The organism is Halomonas sp. HAL1 (genome assembly GCF_030544485.1).
Classification (GTDB): Bacteria; Pseudomonadota; Gammaproteobacteria; order Pseudomonadales; family Halomonadaceae; genus Vreelandella; species Vreelandella arctica.
In genome coordinates this window covers 3,109,982-3,129,750 of sequence record NZ_CP130610.1, presented here as the reverse complement: position 1 = coordinate 3,129,750, position 19,769 = coordinate 3,109,982, and the positions used below count along the sequence as shown (strand labels likewise).

General features: G+C 56.3%; 21 protein-coding genes. 14 read left to right on the top strand and 7 right to left on the bottom strand.

What is annotated here, in order from left to right:
* Window position 1 precedes the first annotated feature (1 nt).
* The 9 genes from ispF to lpxL all read left to right on the top strand — a co-directional run bounded on the left by ispF (window position 2) and on the right by lpxL (window position 8,427).
* Window positions 2-490: a 2-C-methyl-D-erythritol 2,4-cyclodiphosphate synthase gene (ispF, locus tag Q3Y66_RS14715; protein ID WP_008956322.1), complete on the top strand. Its 489-nt coding sequence runs from the start codon at window positions 2-4 to the stop codon at window positions 488-490.
* Window positions 483-1,517, top strand: a complete 1,035-nt coding sequence (gene truD, locus Q3Y66_RS14710) for a tRNA pseudouridine(13) synthase TruD (RefSeq protein ID WP_008956323.1) — start codon at window positions 483-485, stop codon at window positions 1,515-1,517. Before ispF ends, truD begins: the two co-directional genes overlap by 8 nt.
* A gap of 155 nt (window positions 1,518-1,672) precedes the next feature.
* Window positions 1,673-2,419, top strand: coding sequence for a 5'/3'-nucleotidase SurE (gene surE, locus Q3Y66_RS14705; protein WP_008956324.1), 747 nt, complete (start codon window positions 1,673-1,675; stop codon window positions 2,417-2,419).
* On the top strand, window positions 2,406-3,083 hold the full coding sequence (locus Q3Y66_RS14700; protein WP_008956325.1) for a protein-L-isoaspartate(D-aspartate) O-methyltransferase: 678 nt from the start codon (window positions 2,406-2,408) through the stop codon (window positions 3,081-3,083). The genes surE and Q3Y66_RS14700 overlap by 14 nt, the downstream gene beginning before the upstream one ends.
* Window positions 3,080-4,039: a DUF368 domain-containing protein gene (locus Q3Y66_RS14695; protein ID WP_008956326.1), complete on the top strand. Its 960-nt coding sequence runs from the start codon at window positions 3,080-3,082 to the stop codon at window positions 4,037-4,039. Before Q3Y66_RS14700 ends, Q3Y66_RS14695 begins: the two co-directional genes overlap by 4 nt.
* Window positions 4,040-4,046: 7 nt before the next feature.
* Complete coding sequence (locus Q3Y66_RS14690) at window positions 4,047-5,114, top strand: peptidoglycan DD-metalloendopeptidase family protein (protein WP_008956327.1); 1,068 nt, start codon at window positions 4,047-4,049, stop codon at window positions 5,112-5,114.
* A gap of 165 nt (window positions 5,115-5,279) precedes the next feature.
* On the top strand, window positions 5,280-6,254 hold the full coding sequence (rpoS, locus tag Q3Y66_RS14685; RefSeq protein ID WP_035558949.1) for an RNA polymerase sigma factor RpoS: 975 nt from the start codon (window positions 5,280-5,282) through the stop codon (window positions 6,252-6,254).
* Between the two features lie 144 nt (window positions 6,255-6,398).
* Complete coding sequence (gene alr, locus Q3Y66_RS14680; RefSeq protein WP_008956329.1) at window positions 6,399-7,499, top strand: alanine racemase; 1,101 nt, start codon at window positions 6,399-6,401, stop codon at window positions 7,497-7,499.
* Window positions 7,500-7,512: 13 nt separating this feature from the next.
* A complete protein-coding gene (gene lpxL, locus Q3Y66_RS14675; RefSeq protein ID WP_035586136.1) occupies window positions 7,513-8,427 on the top strand; it encodes an LpxL/LpxP family Kdo(2)-lipid IV(A) lauroyl/palmitoleoyl acyltransferase in 915 nt (304 codons plus the stop codon).
* Window positions 8,428-8,489: 62 nt separating this feature from the next.
* On the opposite strand, the gene speD is transcribed toward lpxL, so the two are convergent.
* The 5 genes from speD to Q3Y66_RS14650 all read right to left on the bottom strand — a co-directional run bounded on the left by speD (window position 8,490) and on the right by Q3Y66_RS14650 (window position 12,180).
* On the bottom strand, window positions 8,490-9,284 hold the full coding sequence (gene speD / locus Q3Y66_RS14670; RefSeq protein ID WP_008956331.1) for an adenosylmethionine decarboxylase: 795 nt from the start codon (window positions 9,282-9,284) through the stop codon (window positions 8,490-8,492).
* A gap of 259 nt (window positions 9,285-9,543) precedes the next feature.
* Window positions 9,544-9,963 carry an OsmC family protein gene (locus tag Q3Y66_RS14665; RefSeq protein WP_008956332.1) on the bottom strand — a complete coding sequence of 140 codons (420 nt, stop codon included), beginning with the start codon at window positions 9,961-9,963 and terminating at the stop codon, window positions 9,544-9,546.
* A gap of 115 nt (window positions 9,964-10,078) precedes the next feature.
* The gene (locus Q3Y66_RS14660; protein ID WP_008956333.1) at window positions 10,079-10,489 is read right to left on the bottom strand and encodes a gamma-glutamylcyclotransferase; all 411 of its coding nucleotides are present in this window, start codon (window positions 10,487-10,489) and stop codon (window positions 10,079-10,081) included.
* A 3-nt stretch (window positions 10,490-10,492) separates the two neighbouring features.
* Window positions 10,493-11,173 carry an N-acetylmuramate alpha-1-phosphate uridylyltransferase MurU gene (gene murU, locus Q3Y66_RS14655; RefSeq protein WP_008956334.1) on the bottom strand — a complete coding sequence of 227 codons (681 nt, stop codon included), beginning with the start codon at window positions 11,171-11,173 and terminating at the stop codon, window positions 10,493-10,495.
* Window positions 11,170-12,180 carry an aminoglycoside phosphotransferase family protein gene (locus Q3Y66_RS14650; RefSeq protein WP_008956335.1) on the bottom strand — a complete coding sequence of 337 codons (1,011 nt, stop codon included), beginning with the start codon at window positions 12,178-12,180 and terminating at the stop codon, window positions 11,170-11,172. Before Q3Y66_RS14650 ends, murU begins: the two co-directional genes overlap by 4 nt.
* 70 nt (window positions 12,181-12,250) lie before the next feature.
* On the opposite strand from Q3Y66_RS14650, the gene Q3Y66_RS14645 reads away from it, so the two are divergent.
* From Q3Y66_RS14645 to apaG, 5 genes are read left to right on the top strand one after another with little or no spacing between them, the layout of a single operon-like run.
* Window positions 12,251-14,701, top strand: coding sequence for an LPS-assembly protein LptD (locus tag Q3Y66_RS14645; RefSeq protein WP_008956336.1), 2,451 nt, complete (start codon window positions 12,251-12,253; stop codon window positions 14,699-14,701).
* A gap of 39 nt (window positions 14,702-14,740) precedes the next feature.
* Window positions 14,741-15,766: a peptidylprolyl isomerase gene (locus tag Q3Y66_RS14640; RefSeq protein WP_008956337.1), complete on the top strand. Its 1,026-nt coding sequence runs from the start codon at window positions 14,741-14,743 to the stop codon at window positions 15,764-15,766.
* On the top strand, window positions 15,766-16,830 hold the full coding sequence (gene pdxA / locus Q3Y66_RS14635; RefSeq protein WP_008956338.1) for a 4-hydroxythreonine-4-phosphate dehydrogenase PdxA: 1,065 nt from the start codon (window positions 15,766-15,768) through the stop codon (window positions 16,828-16,830). The genes Q3Y66_RS14640 and pdxA overlap by 1 nt, the downstream gene beginning before the upstream one ends.
* A 53-nt stretch (window positions 16,831-16,883) precedes the next feature.
* The gene (rsmA, locus tag Q3Y66_RS14630; RefSeq protein WP_008956339.1) at window positions 16,884-17,711 is read left to right on the top strand and encodes a 16S rRNA (adenine(1518)-N(6)/adenine(1519)-N(6))-dimethyltransferase RsmA; all 828 of its coding nucleotides are present in this window, start codon (window positions 16,884-16,886) and stop codon (window positions 17,709-17,711) included.
* On the top strand, window positions 17,708-18,085 hold the full coding sequence (apaG, locus tag Q3Y66_RS14625) for a Co2+/Mg2+ efflux protein ApaG (protein ID WP_008956340.1): 378 nt from the start codon (window positions 17,708-17,710) through the stop codon (window positions 18,083-18,085). Before rsmA ends, apaG begins: the two co-directional genes overlap by 4 nt.
* Here the strand turns inward: apaG and Q3Y66_RS14620 are convergent.
* Window positions 18,054-19,529 (bottom strand): FAD-dependent oxidoreductase, encoded by a 1,476-nt coding sequence (locus Q3Y66_RS14620; protein WP_008956341.1) that lies wholly within the window; start codon window positions 19,527-19,529, stop codon window positions 18,054-18,056. The genes apaG and Q3Y66_RS14620 overlap by 32 nt on opposite strands.
* Window positions 19,529-19,708, bottom strand: a complete 180-nt coding sequence (locus Q3Y66_RS14615) for a hypothetical protein (RefSeq protein WP_008956342.1) — start codon at window positions 19,706-19,708, stop codon at window positions 19,529-19,531. Before Q3Y66_RS14615 ends, Q3Y66_RS14620 begins: the two co-directional genes overlap by 1 nt.
* Window positions 19,709-19,769 lie beyond the last annotated feature (61 nt).

The following is a 19,769-nucleotide window of genomic DNA, read 5'->3' as shown; positions in this document are numbered from 1 at the left end:
AATGCGTATTGGCCACGGATTCGATGTCCACCGTTTCGGCCCCGGTGATCACCTGATGATCGGTGGCGTTAAGCTGCCGTTTGACCATGGCTTCGTGGCGCACTCCGATGGCGATGTGCTGCTGCACGCTGTGAGCGATGCGCTGTTAGGTGCCTGTGCGCTGGGCGATATTGGCCGCCATTTTCCCGATACCGACCCAACGTGGGCGGGGGCTGATAGCCGCGAACTGTTGCGCCATGTGGTCACACTTGTTCAGGGCCAGGGCTATGGCGTGGTCAATCTGGACGCCACGCTAATGGCGCAAGCGCCTAAAATGGCGCCGCATATCGAGGCAATGCGGGAAGTTATTGCCGCCGACCTAGGTGTCGCGCTTGGTCAAGTCAATGTTAAAGCCACCACTACTGAACGATTAGGTTTCACCGGGCGCGGTGAAGGCATCGCCGCGGAGGCAGTGGTGCTACTAGACCGTGCAGAGGCGCTTAATGATTAATATGCCTGTCTGGCAGTGCAGCTTAGACCCTCTGTTTGGCCCGCCTAAAGCCGGTCAGTATCGTGCTCAGCCGGAAGATTTCTGGGTTGACGAGCAGCTTGATTTTACTCCCGAGGCGCACGGGGAACACCTGTGGTTGCGAGTTGAAAAACGCAACCAATCCACGTTAGAGGTGGTTAAGTTATTAAGTCGGCTTTGTGACGTAACGCCCCGTGATATTGGTTACTCCGGGATGAAGGATCGTATTGCCGTGACCCGCCAGTGGCTGAGCGTGCATCTGCCAGGGCGCGATGCGCCGCCTGACTTAGAGCAATCGCTTAATGCCCAGGGCATCACGGTGGTTGAGCAGGCGCGCCACCCGCGTAAGCTTAAGCGCGGGGTTCACCGTACTAATCGGTTTGTCTTACGCCTGAGCGGTGAGGCCATAGCAAGCGACGATTTTATCAGCCGCTGGGAAGCGCTTTGTCAGACTGGTGTGCCCAACTATTTCGGCCCCCAGCGCTTTGGTCACGAAGGGCATAATCTTCAGCGCGCAGAAGCACTACTTAACAGAGGTTGGCGTAAACGGGACGACCGTCAAGGTATGATGCTTTCTACCGCGCGCAGCTTTTTGTTTAACGAACTGCTCAGCACTCGCATTGCGGATGGCACTTGGACGCAACCCTTGGCGGGCGACACCTTAATGTTGGATGGCACTCAAAGCGTGTTTCATATTGACGCCACCGATGCGACGCTTCAGTCCCGCGCCATGGCGCTGGATGTGCATCCAACGGGGGTGCTCTGGGGCGTTGGCGAAGCCGGTCAGGGTGACGCTGCTAGCTATGAAACGTATTTGCAGCAGCAGTATCCCGGCTTGTGTAGTGGTTTGGAGCGCAGCGGGGTTAAGCAGGCACGCCGTGCGCTGCGGATGCGGCTGCTGGAACCACAGCTTACTTGGGAAGCTGACGCCGTACGGCTTTCTTTTTCGTTGCCTCGCGGTAGCTTTGCTACCGCTGTGCTTGGTGAGCTGATAGAGATGGGTGGATAGCGGTGGGCGGCGTCACGTCAGTCGTCAGAATAGCTATAAGACGTTAAAAAGTTTGCTAAAAGTGATGGATAGGAGTTGTTACCTTTCGCGTTTATGCTGTGTGCTCATGACGCTGGCGCTAATGACTCTTGTACATATAAAAAGGGAGAGCCACTATGCGGCGACTACTGCTTTCAAATGATGACGGTGTTTACGCGCCTGGGTTGCGTGCGCTACACGATGCGCTGCTGTCGCACGCCAATATGCGCGTGGTGGCGCCTGATCGAGACCGCAGCGGTGCCAGTAATTCGCTTACCTTGTCACGGCCGCTCTCATTAACGGCGCTTGATAACGGCTTTTATAGCGTTGATGGTACCCCTGCCGACTGCGTCTATTTAGGCGTTCACGGTGTATGGGATGAAAAGCCTGATTTAGTGATCTCAGGGATTAACCACGGCAGTAACCTGGGCGACGATGTGCTCTATTCCGGCACCGTTGCGGCGGCGATGGAAGGGCGCAACCTAGGCATGACCGCGATTGCCATGTCACTATGCGGCGAGCGCCACTTCGCTACCGCCGGAAGAGTGGCTGCCACGTTGATTGGCGCTGCGGATCAACTCTCGCTACCGCCGCGTACGCTGCTTAACGTCAATGTCCCTGATGTACCCTGGGAAGAGATTAAAGGCGTTAAAGTTACCCGCCTGGGGTACCGCGGGCCAGCTGAAAAACCGTTGCCGGTAAAAGACCCGCGAGGGCGTACCCGCTATTGGATTGCGCCGGTAGCAGCCAATGCCGATGATGGTGAAGATACCGATTTTGCCGCTGTTGAAGCGGGCTTTGTATCGATTACACCGTTACAAACAGACCTGACGCGCCACCCCGCGCTTAACGATGTGCAGGATTGGTTGGATGTTTTTGCCTGATATCTCCCCTGCTGAGCTGCGCGGTCGCGGCATGACCTCCCAGCGTACCCGCGACCGAATGGTCGAGCGCCTCATGCAGCAAGGCATCAACGATGCTCGCGTGCTGAAGGTCATGGCCAGTGAACCGCGTCATTTGTTTGTGGATGAGGCGCTGGCGCATCGCGCCTATGAAGATACCGCCTTACCGATTGGCTTTGGCCAAACGTTATCGCAGCCGTTCATTGTGGCGCGGATGACCGAGCTTGTGCTGCGCGCCGGGCCACGCCGGGTATTGGAACTGGGCACCGGGTCTGGCTATCAAACGTTAATATTGTCGCGCTTGGTAGAAGAGCTCTACTCCATTGAGCGCATTGGTGCGTTGCACGAGCGTGCGGCCGAGCGGTTACGGCGGCTTACGGCCCCCGCCACGCTAGCAGTGGCGGATGGAGGCTATGGTTGGCCTGAAGTGGCACCGTTTGATGTTATTTTGCTAACCGCCTGCGCTCATACACTGCCCACATCGCTACTAGAACAATTGAGTAACGACGGGGTGCTGATCGCCCCCTTGGAAGATCCCGATGGCAGCCAGTGGCTTACTCAGGTAAAGCGCATCGGCAGTGCCTTTGAAAAACGGCGGCTTGAGCCCGTACGTTTTGTACCTTTACTGCAAGGAGTAGTGGATTGAAGCGGCAACCCTTGGGAATATTTTTACGTGGCGCAGGGATGGGCGCCGCCGATGCGGTACCCGGTGTGTCGGGAGGTACGATTGCGTTTATTAGCGGTATTTATGAAGAGCTGATTAACACCATCAAGCAATTTGGCCCAAGTGCGATTGGTGTATGGCGTCAAGGTGGTTGGAAAGCCCTGAGTCTCCATCTGAATCTAGCCTTTCTGGTGCCGCTATTGGCGGGTGTTGCGGTTAGCCTATTTAGCGTTGCGCATTTAGCACTATGGTTGATGGAAGCGCATCCACTGCTGTTGGACGGGTTCTTTTTTGGCCTTGTGGCGGCCTCCGCACTGGTGGTCGGGCAGGCGAGTAGCGGCTGGAAACTCTGGTATCTGCTGCCGTTGTTGGTGGGGTTAGTGCTAGCCCAAGCGTTGCCAGGCATGATGCCGCTGGTGCTGCTGCTGGGCAACGAGGCGTTGGTAGTGATGGTGGCAGGATGCATTGCCATCAGCGCCATGCTACTGCCAGGGGTATCAGGCAGCTTTCTATTGCTGACAATGGGGCTCTACGGCACCATCATGGGGGCAATTCGCAGCTTTGATCTGGGCATTATTATTCTGTTTGGAATGGGCTGCGTGGTGGGTTTAGCGTTGTTTTCACGCTTGTTGTCCTGGCTGCTACGACGCCACCACACCTCGACCATGCAACTGCTGCTGGGGTTTATTGTCGGTTCGTTACCGGTTCTCTGGCCATGGCGTGAACTGTTACGCTATCAAATAGGGCCAGAAGGGCAAATGATCCCTTTGGAGCATCGTTATTTGTTGCCCGCTGACTATGCCGTATTGACCGGTGCCTCGGCACAAGTAGCTGGCGTTGTCGCGCTAATGGCCTTGGGGGCACTGATTGTTGTGTTACTCAACCGGCACGCGGATCGTCGGCCCATCGATACCAAGCTTGGCGCTGAAAAGGAGTAAGGTTTATATGCGTAAAGGTTATAGTCTTAAAGTACTGATGATGTCGGCGCTGGCATTAGCAATTGCTGGCTGTGCCAGCCAACAAGTTGGAAGCCCCCAAGTGCGTGATTTAAGCCAAGCACGCCAAGCGGTGGAAAACTCACCCCAGTACACTGTTAAAGCAGGCGACACGCTGTATGGCATCGCATGGCAGCACAATTTGGATTATCGCCAGTTGGCGGCAATGAACAATATTGACGCGCCGTACCAAATTCGGCCAGGGCAAACCATCGCTCTGCGCGAAGGTGCCTCAACGTCATCAGCCGCCAGTAGCCAGCCAACTGCTAATAACACCAGTGGTGGTGGCGCCGTGGCGACCGGGCTGAACCCGCAAGCAGCTTCTGTAGCAAGTGATGACCAGGAACTCGACTGGCTTTTGCCCGACGAATCCGCGATCCAACGTAACCAGCGCCTAACCGCTGAACGCGATGCCGTAGAGGCTGCGGAACAAGTGGCTGATTCTTCGCCTAGCAGTAATACCTCTGCCTCCACGCCTGAGCCTGAAGTGGTCGCAGCTGCCGACCCTGAGCCTGCCGCTCAGCCTGAACCTGAGCCAGCGTCAGAACCTGAACCGCAGCCAGTATCAGAACCCGAGCCTGCAGCTGCCCCTGCTACACAAAGTACCAGCGTTGATCGCTCTTCGCGTACCTATACGCCCGCTGAAACGATTAATTGGCAGTGGCCGACCGATGGCAACGTCGTTGGGGAATTTGGACAAGGCGATAGCATCACTGCCGGGATTGATATCACCGGTGAAAAGGGGCAACCTGTTAAAGCGGCTGGCCCTGGTATTGTGGTTTATGCGGGCAGCGGCGTCAGGGGTTATGGCAACCTCATCCTTCTCAAGCACAACGACCAATTCCTGAGTGCGTATGCGCATAACGACAGCTTGCGGGTCAGTGAAAATGACGTGGTAGAAGCTGGTGAAGTGATTGCGACGATGGGGGATAGCGATGCAGAAAATGTCCGATTGCACTTCGAGGTTCGCCGTGACGGCCAGCCTCAAGATCCCATGGACTTCCTGCCTTCCCGCTAATGCACTCAACGGTAGCGTGGGAGGCCAGCGTTTAACTTGAAAGTTGCCCGAATCGCTGTATTCGAGCGTCATATAACAATTGTCACATAATAATATGGTGTGCGCCTTAGAGCGCACCCCTTTGACTTTCTAAATGGCGGGTAGGCGAAACACGGGGGTAAGGCCATGAGTATGTTGGAGAAAGATCTACAGGAGGTTGACCTGGAGGCTGCTGAGGAGGCACTTGATAATACCGATGATGACATTGCGGTAGAAGAAGATGCTTTTGAAAAAGCGCTAGGGCGTGAGGATCGACAATCGACCCAAAGCTTGGATGCAACGCAAATCTACCTCAACGAAATCGGCTTTTCGCCACTATTAACGCCAGAAGAGGAAGTATATTACGGCCGCTTAGCGCGTAAGGGCGACCCGCTGGGGCGCTCACGGATGATTGAGTCCAATTTACGGCTAGTGGTAAAGATTGCCCGCCGCTACCTTAACCGCGGCTTAACGCTGCTGGATTTGATCGAAGAAGGTAATTTGGGCTTGATCCGCGCCGTTGAAAAGTTTGATCCCGAACGGGGGTTTCGTTTTTCAACGTATGCCACTTGGTGGATTCGACAAACCATTGAGCGTGCGTTGATGAATCAAACGCGGACGATCCGTTTGCCGATTCATGTGGTCAAAGAGCTCAATATCTACCTGCGCGCGGCGCGCGAATTGACCCAGAAGTTTGACCATGAGGCCACTGCTGAAGAGATCGCCGAGCACCTGGACAAGCCGGTCGAGGTGGTCAAAAAGATGCTCGGCCTCAATGAGCGCGTATCGTCAGTCGACTACCCGATGGGCGGTGAGAGCGATAAGCCGCTGATCGATACGTTGACCGACGATGAGGTGCAGGGGCCTGAAGCGCGTCTTGTGGATGGCGATGTCAAAGAGCACGTTGATCTTTGGCTTGATGAACTGAGCGAAAAACAGCGTGAAGTTGTCGTGCGCCGCTTTGGCTTACGGGGTCACGAATCCGCCACTCTTGAAGAAGTCGGTGCCGAAATTGGTTTGACCCGTGAGCGGGTACGTCAGATTCAAGTCGAAGCGCTGAAAAAGCTGCGTCGTTCGCTGGAAAAACAGGGTCTCTCGTTAGAAGCTTTGTTTGAAACTTAAGTGTTTGAAGCGCAACAAAGGTGATTATTAAACGCGCCTTCCCTCTAAGCCGAGCAAGTACCTATAGGTGCTTGCTCGGTTTTTTATCGCTGACATTTTTTGTTAATAAGCATTTATTGCTGAATCAAGTAAGTGAGAAAACCTATGCGCCCCCTTGTGGCCGATATTGATCTGGACGCGCTGCGTCACAACTATCAATTGGCGTGCCGCTGTGCGCCACAAAGCCGCTCAGTGGCCGTTATCAAAGCTGATGCTTACGGCCATGGCGCGCTAGCGTGCGCTCAGGCGCTGGAGGCCCATGCTCCTGCGTTTGCCGTCGCCTGTATCGAAGAGGCTCTCGCGTTGCGTCAAGGTGGCATTACGACACCTATCGTGCTGCTTGAAGGCATCTTCAGTGCTGATGAGCTGGCGCTGGTGGACACCCACGGTTTCTGGATCGCGGTGCATAGCCAGTGGCAGGTTGATGCACTGTTGGCGGCCACGCCACGCCAGCCCATCCCGGTATGGTTAAAAGTCGACTCCGGCATGCACCGCCTAGGCTTCGCCATTGAAGAGGCCGCTGCTATCTGGCGCCAGCTTCTTGCTGCGCCGAGTGTGGCTTCGCTGCACCTGATGAGCCATTTTGCCACTGCCGATGCTCAGGATAGCCGTTATTTCAATCAGCAAATGGCACGGCTCCAGGGGCTGGCCAGTGAACTAGAGGCGCCGCTATGCCTGGCTAACTCACCTGCGACCCTGGCGTGGCCGGTGGCGCATGGTGACTGGAACCGGCCAGGCGTCATGCTCTACGGCAGCGACCCCTTAGAAGTCGCCAATGACATCACCCGGCAACTGAAGCCAGTGATGACCCTGCGCTCTGAAGTTATCGCCCTGCGAGAGCTAGAAGCGGGCGAGCCCGTGGGCTACAGCGGGCGTTGGCGTGCGCAGCGGCGTTCACACATTGCCGTGGTTGCCTGCGGCTATGGTGACGGCTATGACCGCCATGCCCGCGATGGTACGCCAGTGCTGGTAAACGGCCAACGCTGCGCGATTGCCGGTAAAGTCTCTATGGATATGCTCACGGTGGATGTAACAGACGTGCCCGATGCCGCCATTGGCAGCGAAGTCGTATTATGGGGTAGCGCCAGCAACGGCGAGGTACTGCCGGTGGATGAAGTGGCCCGTTACTGCGATACGATCAGCTATACCCTGCTGACAGGGGTACTGCCCCGGGCACCTCGGCGTTATCATGGGCGTTCTGATTAAACGGTTGTTTTTTATGTCAAAATCACGTTATCCACGTTCGTTTGCCCACCCGCGTTACTGGCCCACTTGGCTCGGGATTGGTGCCATGTATGTTGCCGCCTGGCTGCCCTGGCGGTTAAAAATGAGTATTGGCAAAGGGCTTGGGTTGCTCGCATGGCGCTTTGCCAAGCGGCGGCGGCGCATTACCGACACCAATATAGCGCTGTGCTTTCCCGAAAAGAGCGCCGAACAACAGCGGCAACTCGTCAAAGAGTCATTCATCGCTAATGGCATTGGTCTCATCGAAACCGCGACGGGCTGGTGTCGTAATGGTGAAGGCTTGCGCCATCGGGTTGCTTATATTGGCGAAGAGCACATGGCCCGCGCTCAGGCGCGCGGCAAAGGGGTGATCATTATCGGTGTTCACTTCTCGTCGCTCGATTTAGGCGGTGCTATCCATGCGCTATTTTTCTCTGCTGACGCGGTCTATCGCCCGCATAATAACCCGCTGTTTGAGCGTTTTATGACCCGCGCTAGAAAGCGTAATTTTGGTGTTGCGATTGACCGTTACGACCTGCGTGGAGCGGTACGGCAGCTTAAGGCAGGCCGGATGGTGTGGTACTCGCCAGATCAGGATTTTGGCCGCGATGTGAGTGTGTTTGCACCGTTGTTTGGTCAGCAGGCGGCGACGATTCGCTTAACGGCCAAGCTTGCGCGTATGACTGGCGCGTCGGTGGTGCCGATGATGTTTCACCGCAACCCCGATAATGCGACGTACACCATCGAAAGCCTGCCAGCGTTAGAAGGGTTTCCGAGCAATGACGAGGTTGCCGATGCGACCAAGGTCAATCAATTTATTGAGCAGGCCATTCGCAAGCACCCAGAGCAATATTTGTGGCTGCATAGACGCTTTAAAACCCGCCCCGAAGGCGAGCCCAGCGTTTATTGATCCCATATAAGCGCCACAAAAAAAGCCAGCGTTAGCTGGCTTTTGGCATTCAGATGCGTCGCTTAATCCAAGTTGCGGGAGTAGAAAATCTCTAGCATCTCTTTACGCAAACGGCTCTCAATGTCACGCGCTTCTTCAAAGGTAATATCGCGCCGGGACGTACCGAACAGATAATTTTCCAGCTCGAAATCTTTGAGCAGCATCTTGGTATGGAACATGTTTTCCTGATACACGTTTACATCCATCATCTGATACGCATGCTTGGTATCGTCAGCAAGGTAGTCTTGGATGGAGGTAATGCCATGATCGATAAACAGCTTCTTGCCGTCTACGTCACGGGTAAAGCCGCGTACCCGATAATCCATGGTGACGATGTCGGAGTCGAAGCTGTGGATCAGGTAGTTCAGCGCTTTAAGCGGGCTGATATGACCACAGGTCGAGACATCGATATCGAGACGGAAGGTGCTGATGCCGTTGTCAGGGTGCGACTCAGGGTAGCTGTGCACCGTAACGTGACTCTTATCTAAATGCCCAACCACCGTTTCTGGCAGTGGGCCGGGGCCCGGCTTAATCTGCTCAGGCGCGGCGTCATCCAACTCATGCTCGGCAATCAGAATCGTCACGCTGGCGCCGTGGGGCTCATAGTCCTGGCGGGCGATATTCAGCACATGAGCGCCGATAATGTTGGTGACGTCTTTCAGAATCTGCGTCAAACGTTCGGCGTTGTAGAGCTCATCAATATAGTCGATATAAGCCGCACGCTGCTCTTCGGTTTTGGCGTAACAAATGTCGTAAATGTTGAAGCTCAAAGAGCTTGTCAGGTTGTTAAACCCGTGGAGTCGGAGATTATCTGTCATATCCGAGCCTCCTTATGGCAGGTGAAGACACCCCGACGAGCCAGCGCCGGAACCGATAAGACGTTGCCACCATTGCTGTGGTGTAACCCCACCCGATAAAGCAGGGCGGTGACAGCACAGGTGAAGGTAAAACAAGCGGGCGTATTATGCCCGTCAAGGCGATTGCTTGCATCCGACTGAACTACTTTTTTTGCCGCCGCGGTTGGGCAAGCGGCGGCGCTAGTCGAGGGAGCCAAGCGCTGCCCGTGCAAACAGCCGCTCAAGCCTCGATAATCTCAAAAGAGTGAGTGATCTCTACGCCGCCATTAACCAGCATGATCGACGCGCTGCAGTACTTTTCAGCAGAGAGTTCAACGGCGCGCTGAACCTGCTTCTCTTTCAATGCATGCCCAGTCACTACGAAATGAACGTGGATCTTGGTAAAGACGGCGGGCACTTCATCAGCGCGTTCAGCGTCAAGTTCAGCGACGCAGTCGGTGACATTGGCACGCGCTTTATCGAGAATGTTCAAGATGTCAAAAGCGGTGCAACTGCCCATGCCCATCAATAGCATTTCCATGGGGCGGGGCCCTGTATTGCGGCCACCGTGGTCGGGCGGACCGTCGATGACAACGCTGTGCCCGCTACCTGATTCCGCCACAAATTGACGGCCTTCTGTCCATTTTACCCGTGCTTTCACGCGGCTCTCCTCATCTAGGCGACGAAAGGTAAGTCGCGCAGCATAACATTTCTTGGCCTGCGCGCCTCTTCTCAGGGGCTCTTCTCAACGCCCCTGTTTTTCATCACCGGCATTATTAATCATGGTCAGTGTAGGGCATCTCCCAACCGCCTTCGCAAATGGCTTGCTTATCCGCCACTTCCGGATTGTAAAGATAGACCCAGGCACGACCAAAACGGGTGGCTATTTGCTGGCGGTCATACTCGCCCTGCGCAGGGGCGTTGATACGGTAGTCCTCCAACTGGTCTAGCTGGGCCAGTTGGCCAATGTTAACCTCATAAACCTCTATGCTAACGCCTTTGGACGGTTGCCACTTAGCACCGGGGTAGGAGCCGATATCGTAGAGCGTGAGGGCGCGGGTGGTGTCGCTCCCCAGTCGCCTGGCGCCGTTTAACCAGTGGGCGTTGTTGAACCCCTGCTTCAGCGTGCCATAGACCGCTACGAGGGGCGTATCAGCGATTGCCACACGTAAATAGTCTGGATGCATCGACTAGTCCTTCCCGCGCTGTCGTGGGAATTGAAGCTGGCTTTCCAACGCCGCTAGCCGTTCAGGCGTGCCCACATCGACCCACTGCCCTGTGTAATGCTCACCGCTCACCCGTTGGTTATCAATGGCGGCCCTAAGCAGTGGCGCTAATGCAAAGGCACCCTGAGGCTGCCCAGCTAACAACGCTGGGTGAATCACACTAATGCCCGCATAGGTTAACCGCTCATTGCTGGTTTGATTAACGCGTTCTCCCGCTAGCCCAAAATCGCCGTCGGGGTGGTGAGAAGGATTATCTACCAGTACCAAATGCGCTAAATCATCGCCTTGCAGCGCTTGTACGTTGGGCAACGCTTCGCACCAAACATCGCCGTTGATGAGTAGAAAGGGCGCTTCTCCCAGCAACGGTAGGGCTTGCTGAATACCGCCACCGGTTTCCAAAGGCTCTGTTTCCCGGCTCCAATGGATACGCAGCCCAAAGGCATCGCCATTACCTAGGGCATCAATAATCTGCTCGGCACGGTAGCTGACATTAATGACGACTTCATGAATACCTGCTTCGTGAAGACGCGTCAGATGATGCACGATGAGCGGCTTACCCGCGACGGGTAGCAGGGGCTTGGGGCAGTGGTCCGTGAGCGGTCGCATCCGCTTGCCGAGCCCTGCGGCTAGGATCATTGCTTTCATTGCGCCATTTCCGCTAGTCGTTTCATGAGGGCGGGGCGAAAGGTGAGCGTGACCCACTCAGTGAAATCAGTCTGCTCGGTCAGGAACGAAAGACTATCCTCCAGATGATCCAAAAAGTGCGGCAAGCGCTCAAGATAGCCACTTTTTTGATCGCGTAGCGTTAAACGGCAAAATATGCCCAGCACTTTCAGCGAGCGCTGAGCGGCCATGGCATGGCACTGGATTAGGAAGGTGGCAAAATCGACCCGGCCGGGAAGACGACCATCACGGCGGGCCTGCTGATAAAATGCGCTGACGAAGTCGCTAAACTCCTCATCGCTAAAGCGGCAGTAGCGCCCCCGCAACAATGAGATAAGGTCGTAGCTTAGCGGGCCTGCCACCGCGTCCTGAAAGTCGATCATGAATAAACGCTGGTCGTGTACCATCAGGTTCATAGCATCGAAATCGCGGTGCACACTGACCACCGGCTGAGCCAGCGCTTGCTGAATAAGCTGCTCGCGCAGGGGTTGCCAGCTTTCGGGTGGCGATAGCTTCAGCCAAGCACCCAGGCACCATTCGGGAAACAGATCGAGCTCTCGACCAAGCAGCGCCCTATCATAAGCGGGCAATGATTCGGGGCTGGCGCGGTTTTGCAGCTCGGCGATGAGCGTTAGGGCCTGCGCATGATACATCTGTGTGGTAGCGTCGTCGGTAAACAAGTTTTGTAGCGGTGTGTTGCCCAGGTCATCAAGCAGCAGGAAGCCGTCCGCCAAGTTGGCGGCATGCACCTTGGGCACCGCCAAGCCTGCGCTGTGCCAGCGTTGGGCGATGGCGACAAAAGGGTGTGAGTCCTCCTGTTCAGGCGGGGCATCCATTACTACCTGGGTGGAGCCGCCGGGTAATGTGAGGCGAAAATAACGCCGGAAACTTGCATCGCCCACGGCGGATGAAAGCGTAATATCGGCCTTGGAAAGGCCGTTTTGTTGGGCAGCCCACGTGGTGAGGGCGTTAATCCGATAAGAGGACATGCAAGCTCCTTGCTGGTCGGGCATCATGCGGGCTGTATAATACCGATTCTGGATGCCAAGGATAACGAACATGGGCAAGCGATTTTCGCGCACGTTGCCAGTTGCGCATACGCTGATGGGCAGTTTGCTTGCTGGCGCCTCGTTTACGGCGGTGGCTCAAGGTCAAGACATGCCCGCGGAAGCGTTAGACTGGCAAGCCTGGGGGGAAGAAGAGGCGGCCAATCAATTGTGCCGGGGGCGCTACGTGATGCCCAGCTACCGCTTACCCGCGGAAGAGAACCCGGAAACCCTCTCGCTTGAGGCCAGCGACGTTGATTACGCCGCCAATGGCGAGGCGCTGTTGCGCGGTGATGTGGTGCTGCGCCGCGGCAATGAGGAAGTGGAAGCGGAGCGCGTCTTTTTACCCGCCGACCGTGAGCAGGTCGATGCTGAAGGCAATATCGCCATACGTGACGGACGTGCATTGGTGCGCGGCGAGCAGGCGATGCTCAGGCTAAATGAAGACCGTGCGACGTTGGGTAATAGCCATTATGTGCTTTACGACCAACACCTGCGCGGTCAGGCCGCTCAGTTAGAGCAAACCGGGGAAAGCGAGTACCGCTTGCAGGACGCCAGCTTCACGACCTGTGACCCAGGCGCCAATAGCTGGAAACTGGTCAGCAGTGATATTCGATTATACCAAGCAGAAGGCTTTGGCACCGCGCGTCACGCCCGACTGCATGTTAAAGATGTCCCGGTATTTTACTGGCCTTGGCTGCGCTTTCCTATTGATGATCGTCGGCATACTGGGCTACTTTCCCCGTCGATAGGCTTTTCATCAGATGGTTTTGATTACACCCAGCCCTTTTATTGGAATATCGCCGCTAACCACGATGCGACCATCACGCCACGCTGGATGAGCGATCACGGATTGCTGATGAACGGTGAGTACCGCTATCTGTTTGAAGAGAGCGCAGGCATCGTTGAAGGCGGCTATTTAAATAGCGATAACGGTGGCTCCGGCGGCGGAGAAAATCGCTTTGAGGGCGATGATCGCTGGTACGTGGATGCGCGCCACGCCGGACGGGTTAACGAGCGCAGTAATTACCAACTGCGCTATGGGGCTGCTAGTGACGGGCGTTATTTCGATGACTTTGGCGGTGAGTTCGGGGAGAGTGATCGCGCCAGCATGAAGCGATTAGCCCAGGTTGATTACCGCGGCCAGCGCTGGCAGCTAGATGCCCGCGCCCAGGGATTCCAACGCTTGGAAGATCCGCTCAGCGATAGCGATAAGCCTTTTTATCAATTGCCGAGCCTGAGCGCCAACGCGAACTGGCAGTTCGACAACGGGCTCTATACCCAGTGGCGCTCTAACGCGACCTATTTTTGGCGCGATGTGGATGAGCGTCGTGTGCCGGAGCGTGAGGCGGCCACCGGTAGCCGGTTGCACCTCACGCCAGTTGTTGGATGGCGCTTTGAGCGACCTTGGGGCTATTTAGAGCCGCGTACTGAACTGTGGAACACCGCCTATGAGTTGGATTATGGCGAGCGTGAAACGGAGCGGGGCGACTCGCCCAGCCGCAGCATTGCGTTGACCTCGGTCGATAGTGGCTTGGTCTTTGAGCGCGAGCTGGCCCTTGGCGGGCGCGACTATCGCCAAACCTTGGAGCCGCGTCTGAATTACGCCTACGTGCCGCGTACCGATCAAACTGAGCTGCCGGACTTTGACAGCCGCGAACGTGCGTTTTCCTGGGATCAGCTCTGGTCCGCCCAGCGCTTTTCCGGCGCTGACCGCGTGGGTGATCTCAACCGGATCTCTTATGGCGTGCAGTCGCGCCTGCTTGAGGATGCGTCCGGTCGTGATCGGCTCTCGTTTGGGGTCGGGCAGAGTGTTTACTTTGATGATCGCCGAATCGATAGCGAAGGCGATGCGGATACGCTGCCGGATCGCCCAGAAGAAAACCCCAACGTTAATCCAGAAAGCTACTATCAGGCCACCCGGGATCGCTCACCACTGGTGACCCGCCTTGATTGGCAAATTAATGATCGCTGGAGCAGTGGCTACGAATGGCTCTACGATGATCACCGTGATCGCACCGAGCGCTCAAGCGTTGATGTACGTTATCGCCATCCCGAAGGGCACGTAGTGAACCTTGGCTATCGTTGGGAGATCGAAGGGTTCGACCCGGGTGTGTTGCAGGGCGATGATGGCTTCCGCAACTATAACCGTGAAGAGTGGGATCTGTCGTTTGCCTGGAAAGCCAGCACTAGCATTGATTTGATCGGTCGCTACCTTCACGATCAAACCAATGACCGCTCGCTTGAGCAGCTAGCCGGTGTGCAGTGGAACAACTGCTGTTATGGCCTGCAGCTTGTCTGGCGTGAATGGGTCGATGACGATGATACTGCCCGCGTTGATGATGACTTTAATGATCGCGGGCTATTTTTGCGCTTCGTGTTCCGTGGCTTAGGTGGCGTTGGCCAGAATGCGGACAGCTATTTTGAACAGACCATTCCTGGCTATCGTCCGACCGCCCTGTAAATGACTTCCATAGAATGGCTAATGAAAGAGACGTTTGTAATGAAAATGAGAAAGCCCTTGCTAGGCCGAATGAAACAGCTCTCTGCGGGTAGCCTACTCGCCCTCTGTGTTGGTGCTGGCCTTGCGTTGGCCCCGCTGACGCTCCAGGCGCAGAAATTCCAGTCCACTCAGCGTCAGGCATTGGATAGTGTCGTGGCCGTGGTCAATAATGATGTGATCATGCGCAGCGAATTGGATGATCGTATGGCGCAAATTGAGCAGCAGGCCCAGACGCAGGGCGGTAATCTTCCTTCTCGTTCCCAGCTTGAGCGACAGGTGCTTGAGCGCATGGTGTTGGAAGAGATTCAGCTACAGATGGCGGAAGATGCCAGTCTGACTATTGATGATACTGAGCTAAACGGTCAGGTGCGCTCGATTGCCGAATCCAACGGCATGACGCTAGACGAGTTTGCTGATGCCGTGGAAGCTGACGGCATGACGCTGGCGAGCGTGCGCGAAGATATTCGCCGCGAAATGTTGATGCGTCAGGTGCAGCAGCGCCAAATCAGTAATCGTGTGACGGTTAGTGATCGTGACGTTGAGCGTTTTCTAGACCAGCAGCAGGGGCAGGCTGGCGAGCAGAACTTCATTGAAGAGACGCGTGCCCGCCACGTATTAATCGAGCTGACGCCTAATAGGGATGAAAATCAGGCGCGTGCCCGAGCCGAAGAAGTGCGTCAGCGCTTGTCTCAGGGTGATGATTTTGCCTCTGTAGCGCGCGAGTATAGCGATGACAGCGGCACTGCACTCAACGGGGGGGAGCTTGGCTGGGTGCGCCCAGGGCAAACCGTTCCTGCGTTTGAGGAAGCAATGCGTGGCCTAGGCGTTAACCAGATATCCCAGCCGGTGCGCTCTCAGTTTGGCTACCACGTGATTGAGGTGGAAGAGCGTCGTCGTCAGAACGTTACCCAAGAGAGCCAGCGCGAGCAGGTGCGCCAAGCAATCTTCCAACGCCGTGCCAATGAAGAGCTTGAAACCTGGCAGCAGGAGATTCGCTCACAGGCTTTTGTTGATATTCGTCTCTAATGGTAGCTGGTACTTCAAGGGTTGATAGCGCGCTGCCGGTGGTCGTCACCACTGGCGAGCCAGCGGGCATAGGCCCTGAACTAACACTAATGCTGGCAGCCCGGGGGCTTCTGCCTCCGAATACTGTGGCCATTGGCGATCCGCAAATGCTGCGCCAGCGTGCAATTGCGCTGGGGCTGGATGTTACGGTGGTCGAGTGTTCGGTGGGTGAGTGCCCAGGTGGCGACAATGCCTTACCTGTTTGGTCCGTCGCTCTTAATGCCCCTACCTCGCCAGGTGTGCTTAATCCAGCTAACGCCGATTACGTACTTGCCATCCTGGCAATGGCGGTCGATGCCTGTCAATGCGGTCTTGCCGCTGCCATGGTGACCGCACCACTGCACAAAGGCGTAATTATTGACGGCGGTCACCCAGGCTTTACCGGCCATACCGAATGGCTGCGTGATGCCTGTGGCGTTGATGACGTCGTGATGATGCTGGCCACCGACGCGGCGCTACATGCGGCATCGCCAAGCTGGCAGGGTAGTGGCGATTTACGTGTTGCTCTGGTGACCACCCACTTGCCTCTGCGCAACGTCGCCGACGCTATCACCTTTGAGCGGGTCACTCGGATTAGTCGCTTACTGGAGGCTGATTTGCAGCGCCAGTTCGGGATTGCCAAACCGCGCATTGCAGTGTGTGGCTTAAACCCGCATGCCGGTGAAAATGGCCACCTGGGCCACGAAGAGCTGGATATTATTATTCCCGCGCTTGATGCCCTTCGCGCTGAGGGAATGGATATCCTTGGCCCGTTGCCCGCCGACACACTATTTACCCCGCGGCACTTGGCAGGTGTCGATGCGGTGCTGGCGATGTACCATGACCAGGGCTTGGCAGTGTTAAAATATGCAGGCTTTGGTCAGGCTGCCAATATTACCCTGGGCTTGCCATTGGTACGCACTTCGGTCGACCATGGCACCGCGTTGGATCTGGCTGGCAAAGGCGTGGCAGACCCCGGCAGCCTGAAAGTCGCTATCGCCCTTGCACGCCGTCTATCTACCCAGCGGTTGTCTGCTACTGTCTAGCGTTTGCTGCGAAATACTCCCGATTGAATCCGCACTCCAAGGAACACCGTTTGATGTCTACTGTGCCCCAACACCGCGCTCGTAAACGCTTTGGTCAGAACTTTTTGCGCGACCTTGGCATTATTTCGCGGATCGTTCGTGCCGTTGGCCCGCGCTCGACGGATCGCCTTGTCGAAATTGGCCCAGGGCAGGGCGCGCTGACCGAGCCGCTGCTGGAAGCGGCAGGGCATTTAGAAGTCATTGAACTCGACCGCGATCTGATCCCTGGCCTGCGCGTGCAGTTTTTTAACTACCCAGACTTTGTGATACATGAAGGCGATGCGCTGAAGTTTGATTTTGCCGCGCTGAAAGGCGATGGACCTGCGCTGCGCGTGGTGGGCAACCTGCCTTACAACATCTCCACGCCGCTGATAATTCATCTCTTGGCCGCAGGAAGTGCGATAGAAGATATGCACTTCATGCTGCAAAAAGAAGTCGTTGAGCGTTTGGCTGCTGAACCGGGCGGTGCCGATTGGGGGCGTCTTTCGGTCATGGCGCAGTACTACTGTAATGTCGAGCAGCTATTTATTGTGCCGCCGGAAGCCTTTGTGCCGCAGCCCAAGGTTGAGTCGGCCATCGTGCGCTTAACGCCTCATGCGACCCTGCCCCATACGGCAGAAGACCCCACGTTGCTGTTTGAGTTGGTGAAGCTCGCGTTTGGTCAGCGGCGCAAAACGCTGCGCAATAACTTTAAAGGGCGCGTGAGTCCTGAAATCCTTGAAGCATTGGGTATTGATCCTATCCGCCGTCCGCAAACACTGACGGTCGCCGAATACGTGGCGATTGCCAATCGAGTCGCCGCCGATGAGCCGGCGAGCGGTGAGCGGGGCAGCCAAGCGTGAGTGGTCTAACTATCGAGGTAAACGTTGCGCCTAGCTACCGTGCCGATGAGTCCAATGATGCGGAGTCGCGCTACGTCTTCAGCTATACCATCACCGTCCATAATCAAAGTCCCCATAGCGTGCAGCTCATGGCGCGCTATTGGAAAATCACCCAGGGCAGCGGCGAGTGCCAGGAGGTGCGCGGCAAAGGCGTCGTCGGGCAGCAGCCGCTGATTGGCCCTGGGCAGAGCTTTCGCTATACCAGCCGTGCCATTCTTCAAACGCCGGTGGGAGTCATGGAAGGCGCCTATACGTTGCTGGACACTTCCACGCAACGCGCGTTTGAAGTGGCCATCACACCGTTCAGGCTGGCGGTGCCGCTCCAGCTCCACTAGCATTTTGCGCTAATCTGCTTTCCAGGTGATCGCAAAGTCGCAGGGCCAGTTGCACCAGCGTTAATGTGGGGTTGGCGTGCCCTGCGCTGGTAAACACGCTGGAGCCCGCCACGTAGCAATTTTCCTGGGCAAACAGACGGCAGTCGGGGTTAACGATACCGGCCTCGGCAACAAGGCTCATGCGCGTGCCGCCCATGTGGTGACGCCCAGCAAGTTCGCCTTCCGTGGGCAGCTGCACCGGCGTATCGGCAAGCCAATCAGCCATCTGTAGCCTGCCTACCTCATTGTCACGCAGGTATTCACCTAGCAGTAGCATGCTCTCGCGAATAGTGCGGCGATCCAGCTCAGATTGCTGCCATACCAAGCGGCTGCGGGGAACGCCCAGGTCATCCAACTCATCGCTCAGTTCGATACGGTTCTCAAAGCGCGGCTCCTGTTCCCAGGCGGCTCGTAGCACCACGCCATGGATTATCTGCCCTTGGGCTTGCCAGATACGTATTCGTCCCGCCAGCGTAGGGGCTTGATCAGCGAGCTCATCAATCAGCGCCTGAGTGGTTTCAGCGTTCATACGGTGCAAGCGCAGCCCGCAGTTGAGTATTTGACGTGAGTCGAGGGACGCAGCAGTGGGGGAGAGAAACACGTTGTATTCGTCGTCCAGCCCCAATGCTGCTGGCTTGAACAACAGCGCCTTGCCCACAGTGGCGTGAGGGTGCTCCATCCAGTAGCGCCCCAGTGCGCCCGCCTGCGGTATTAGCTGTCCATTGGCTTGCTGGTTGCACCACAGCAGCAGGCGTGAGTTTTCGATACCGCCGCAGGCGAGCACAAAATAGCGCGCATGTACCAAGCGGTAGTCCCCTTGGTAATTCTTGAAAGTGGCACTGGTGACGTGGCCATCTTGGGTTTCCAGTGCCACTAGGTTGGCCGTTAAGCAGCACTCAAGCGTCATCGAATCGCGCAGCATAGCGGCAAATTTATCTTTCAGCCGTGTCGGGTTGCCCAGAGAAAAATAGATACGTTTAAACCCAGCCCCAGCGATAGTTTGGTCTGCGGGCGTCGTCGCCAAGTCGAGTAACTTGGCGGCAGAGTGGTAGTAGGGCGAAAGCGCATCACGGCCAATGGGCCAAGCTGTCTCGCTGGCGGCTGATTTGGCGGTGAAGTCATAGCGATCCAAAGGACGACAGACGCCGCCCCAGTGATTGGTCGAGCCACCCAAATGGCGTAGGCGAGCGCCATATAAAGGAATATAAGGATCGCCGATGGTTTCGCCCCGATAGCACTCCTGAGATCGCTCGCTGTAATCAGCATCGCCACCTTCGCACAGCAGCACACGGTGCCCCCGCTCCGATAGGGTGACCGCCATGGAAATGCCTGCTGCACCCGCGCCGATAATGCAGACATCCACAGCGTCGCGCTGTTCGCTGATAGCCTCAAAATCAATATACATCAGCGGTCGCTAGCCTTAAGCAACCAACCGTTCACCACCACCGAAGCGATAGGTGGGGAAGTTTTAGCGGTAAAGGCCTGGGCGATCGGCAACAGTGTTGTACCGGGCAGCACTACAGCGCCGATGCCCGCCAGGGTAACTACTCGTAGTAGCCCACGCCGCGTATGATCCATAGCCATATGAGTATCGTTTTCCTTAACAGTAGTGACGAGGCAGCGATCTTATGAAAGGCGATTTCGC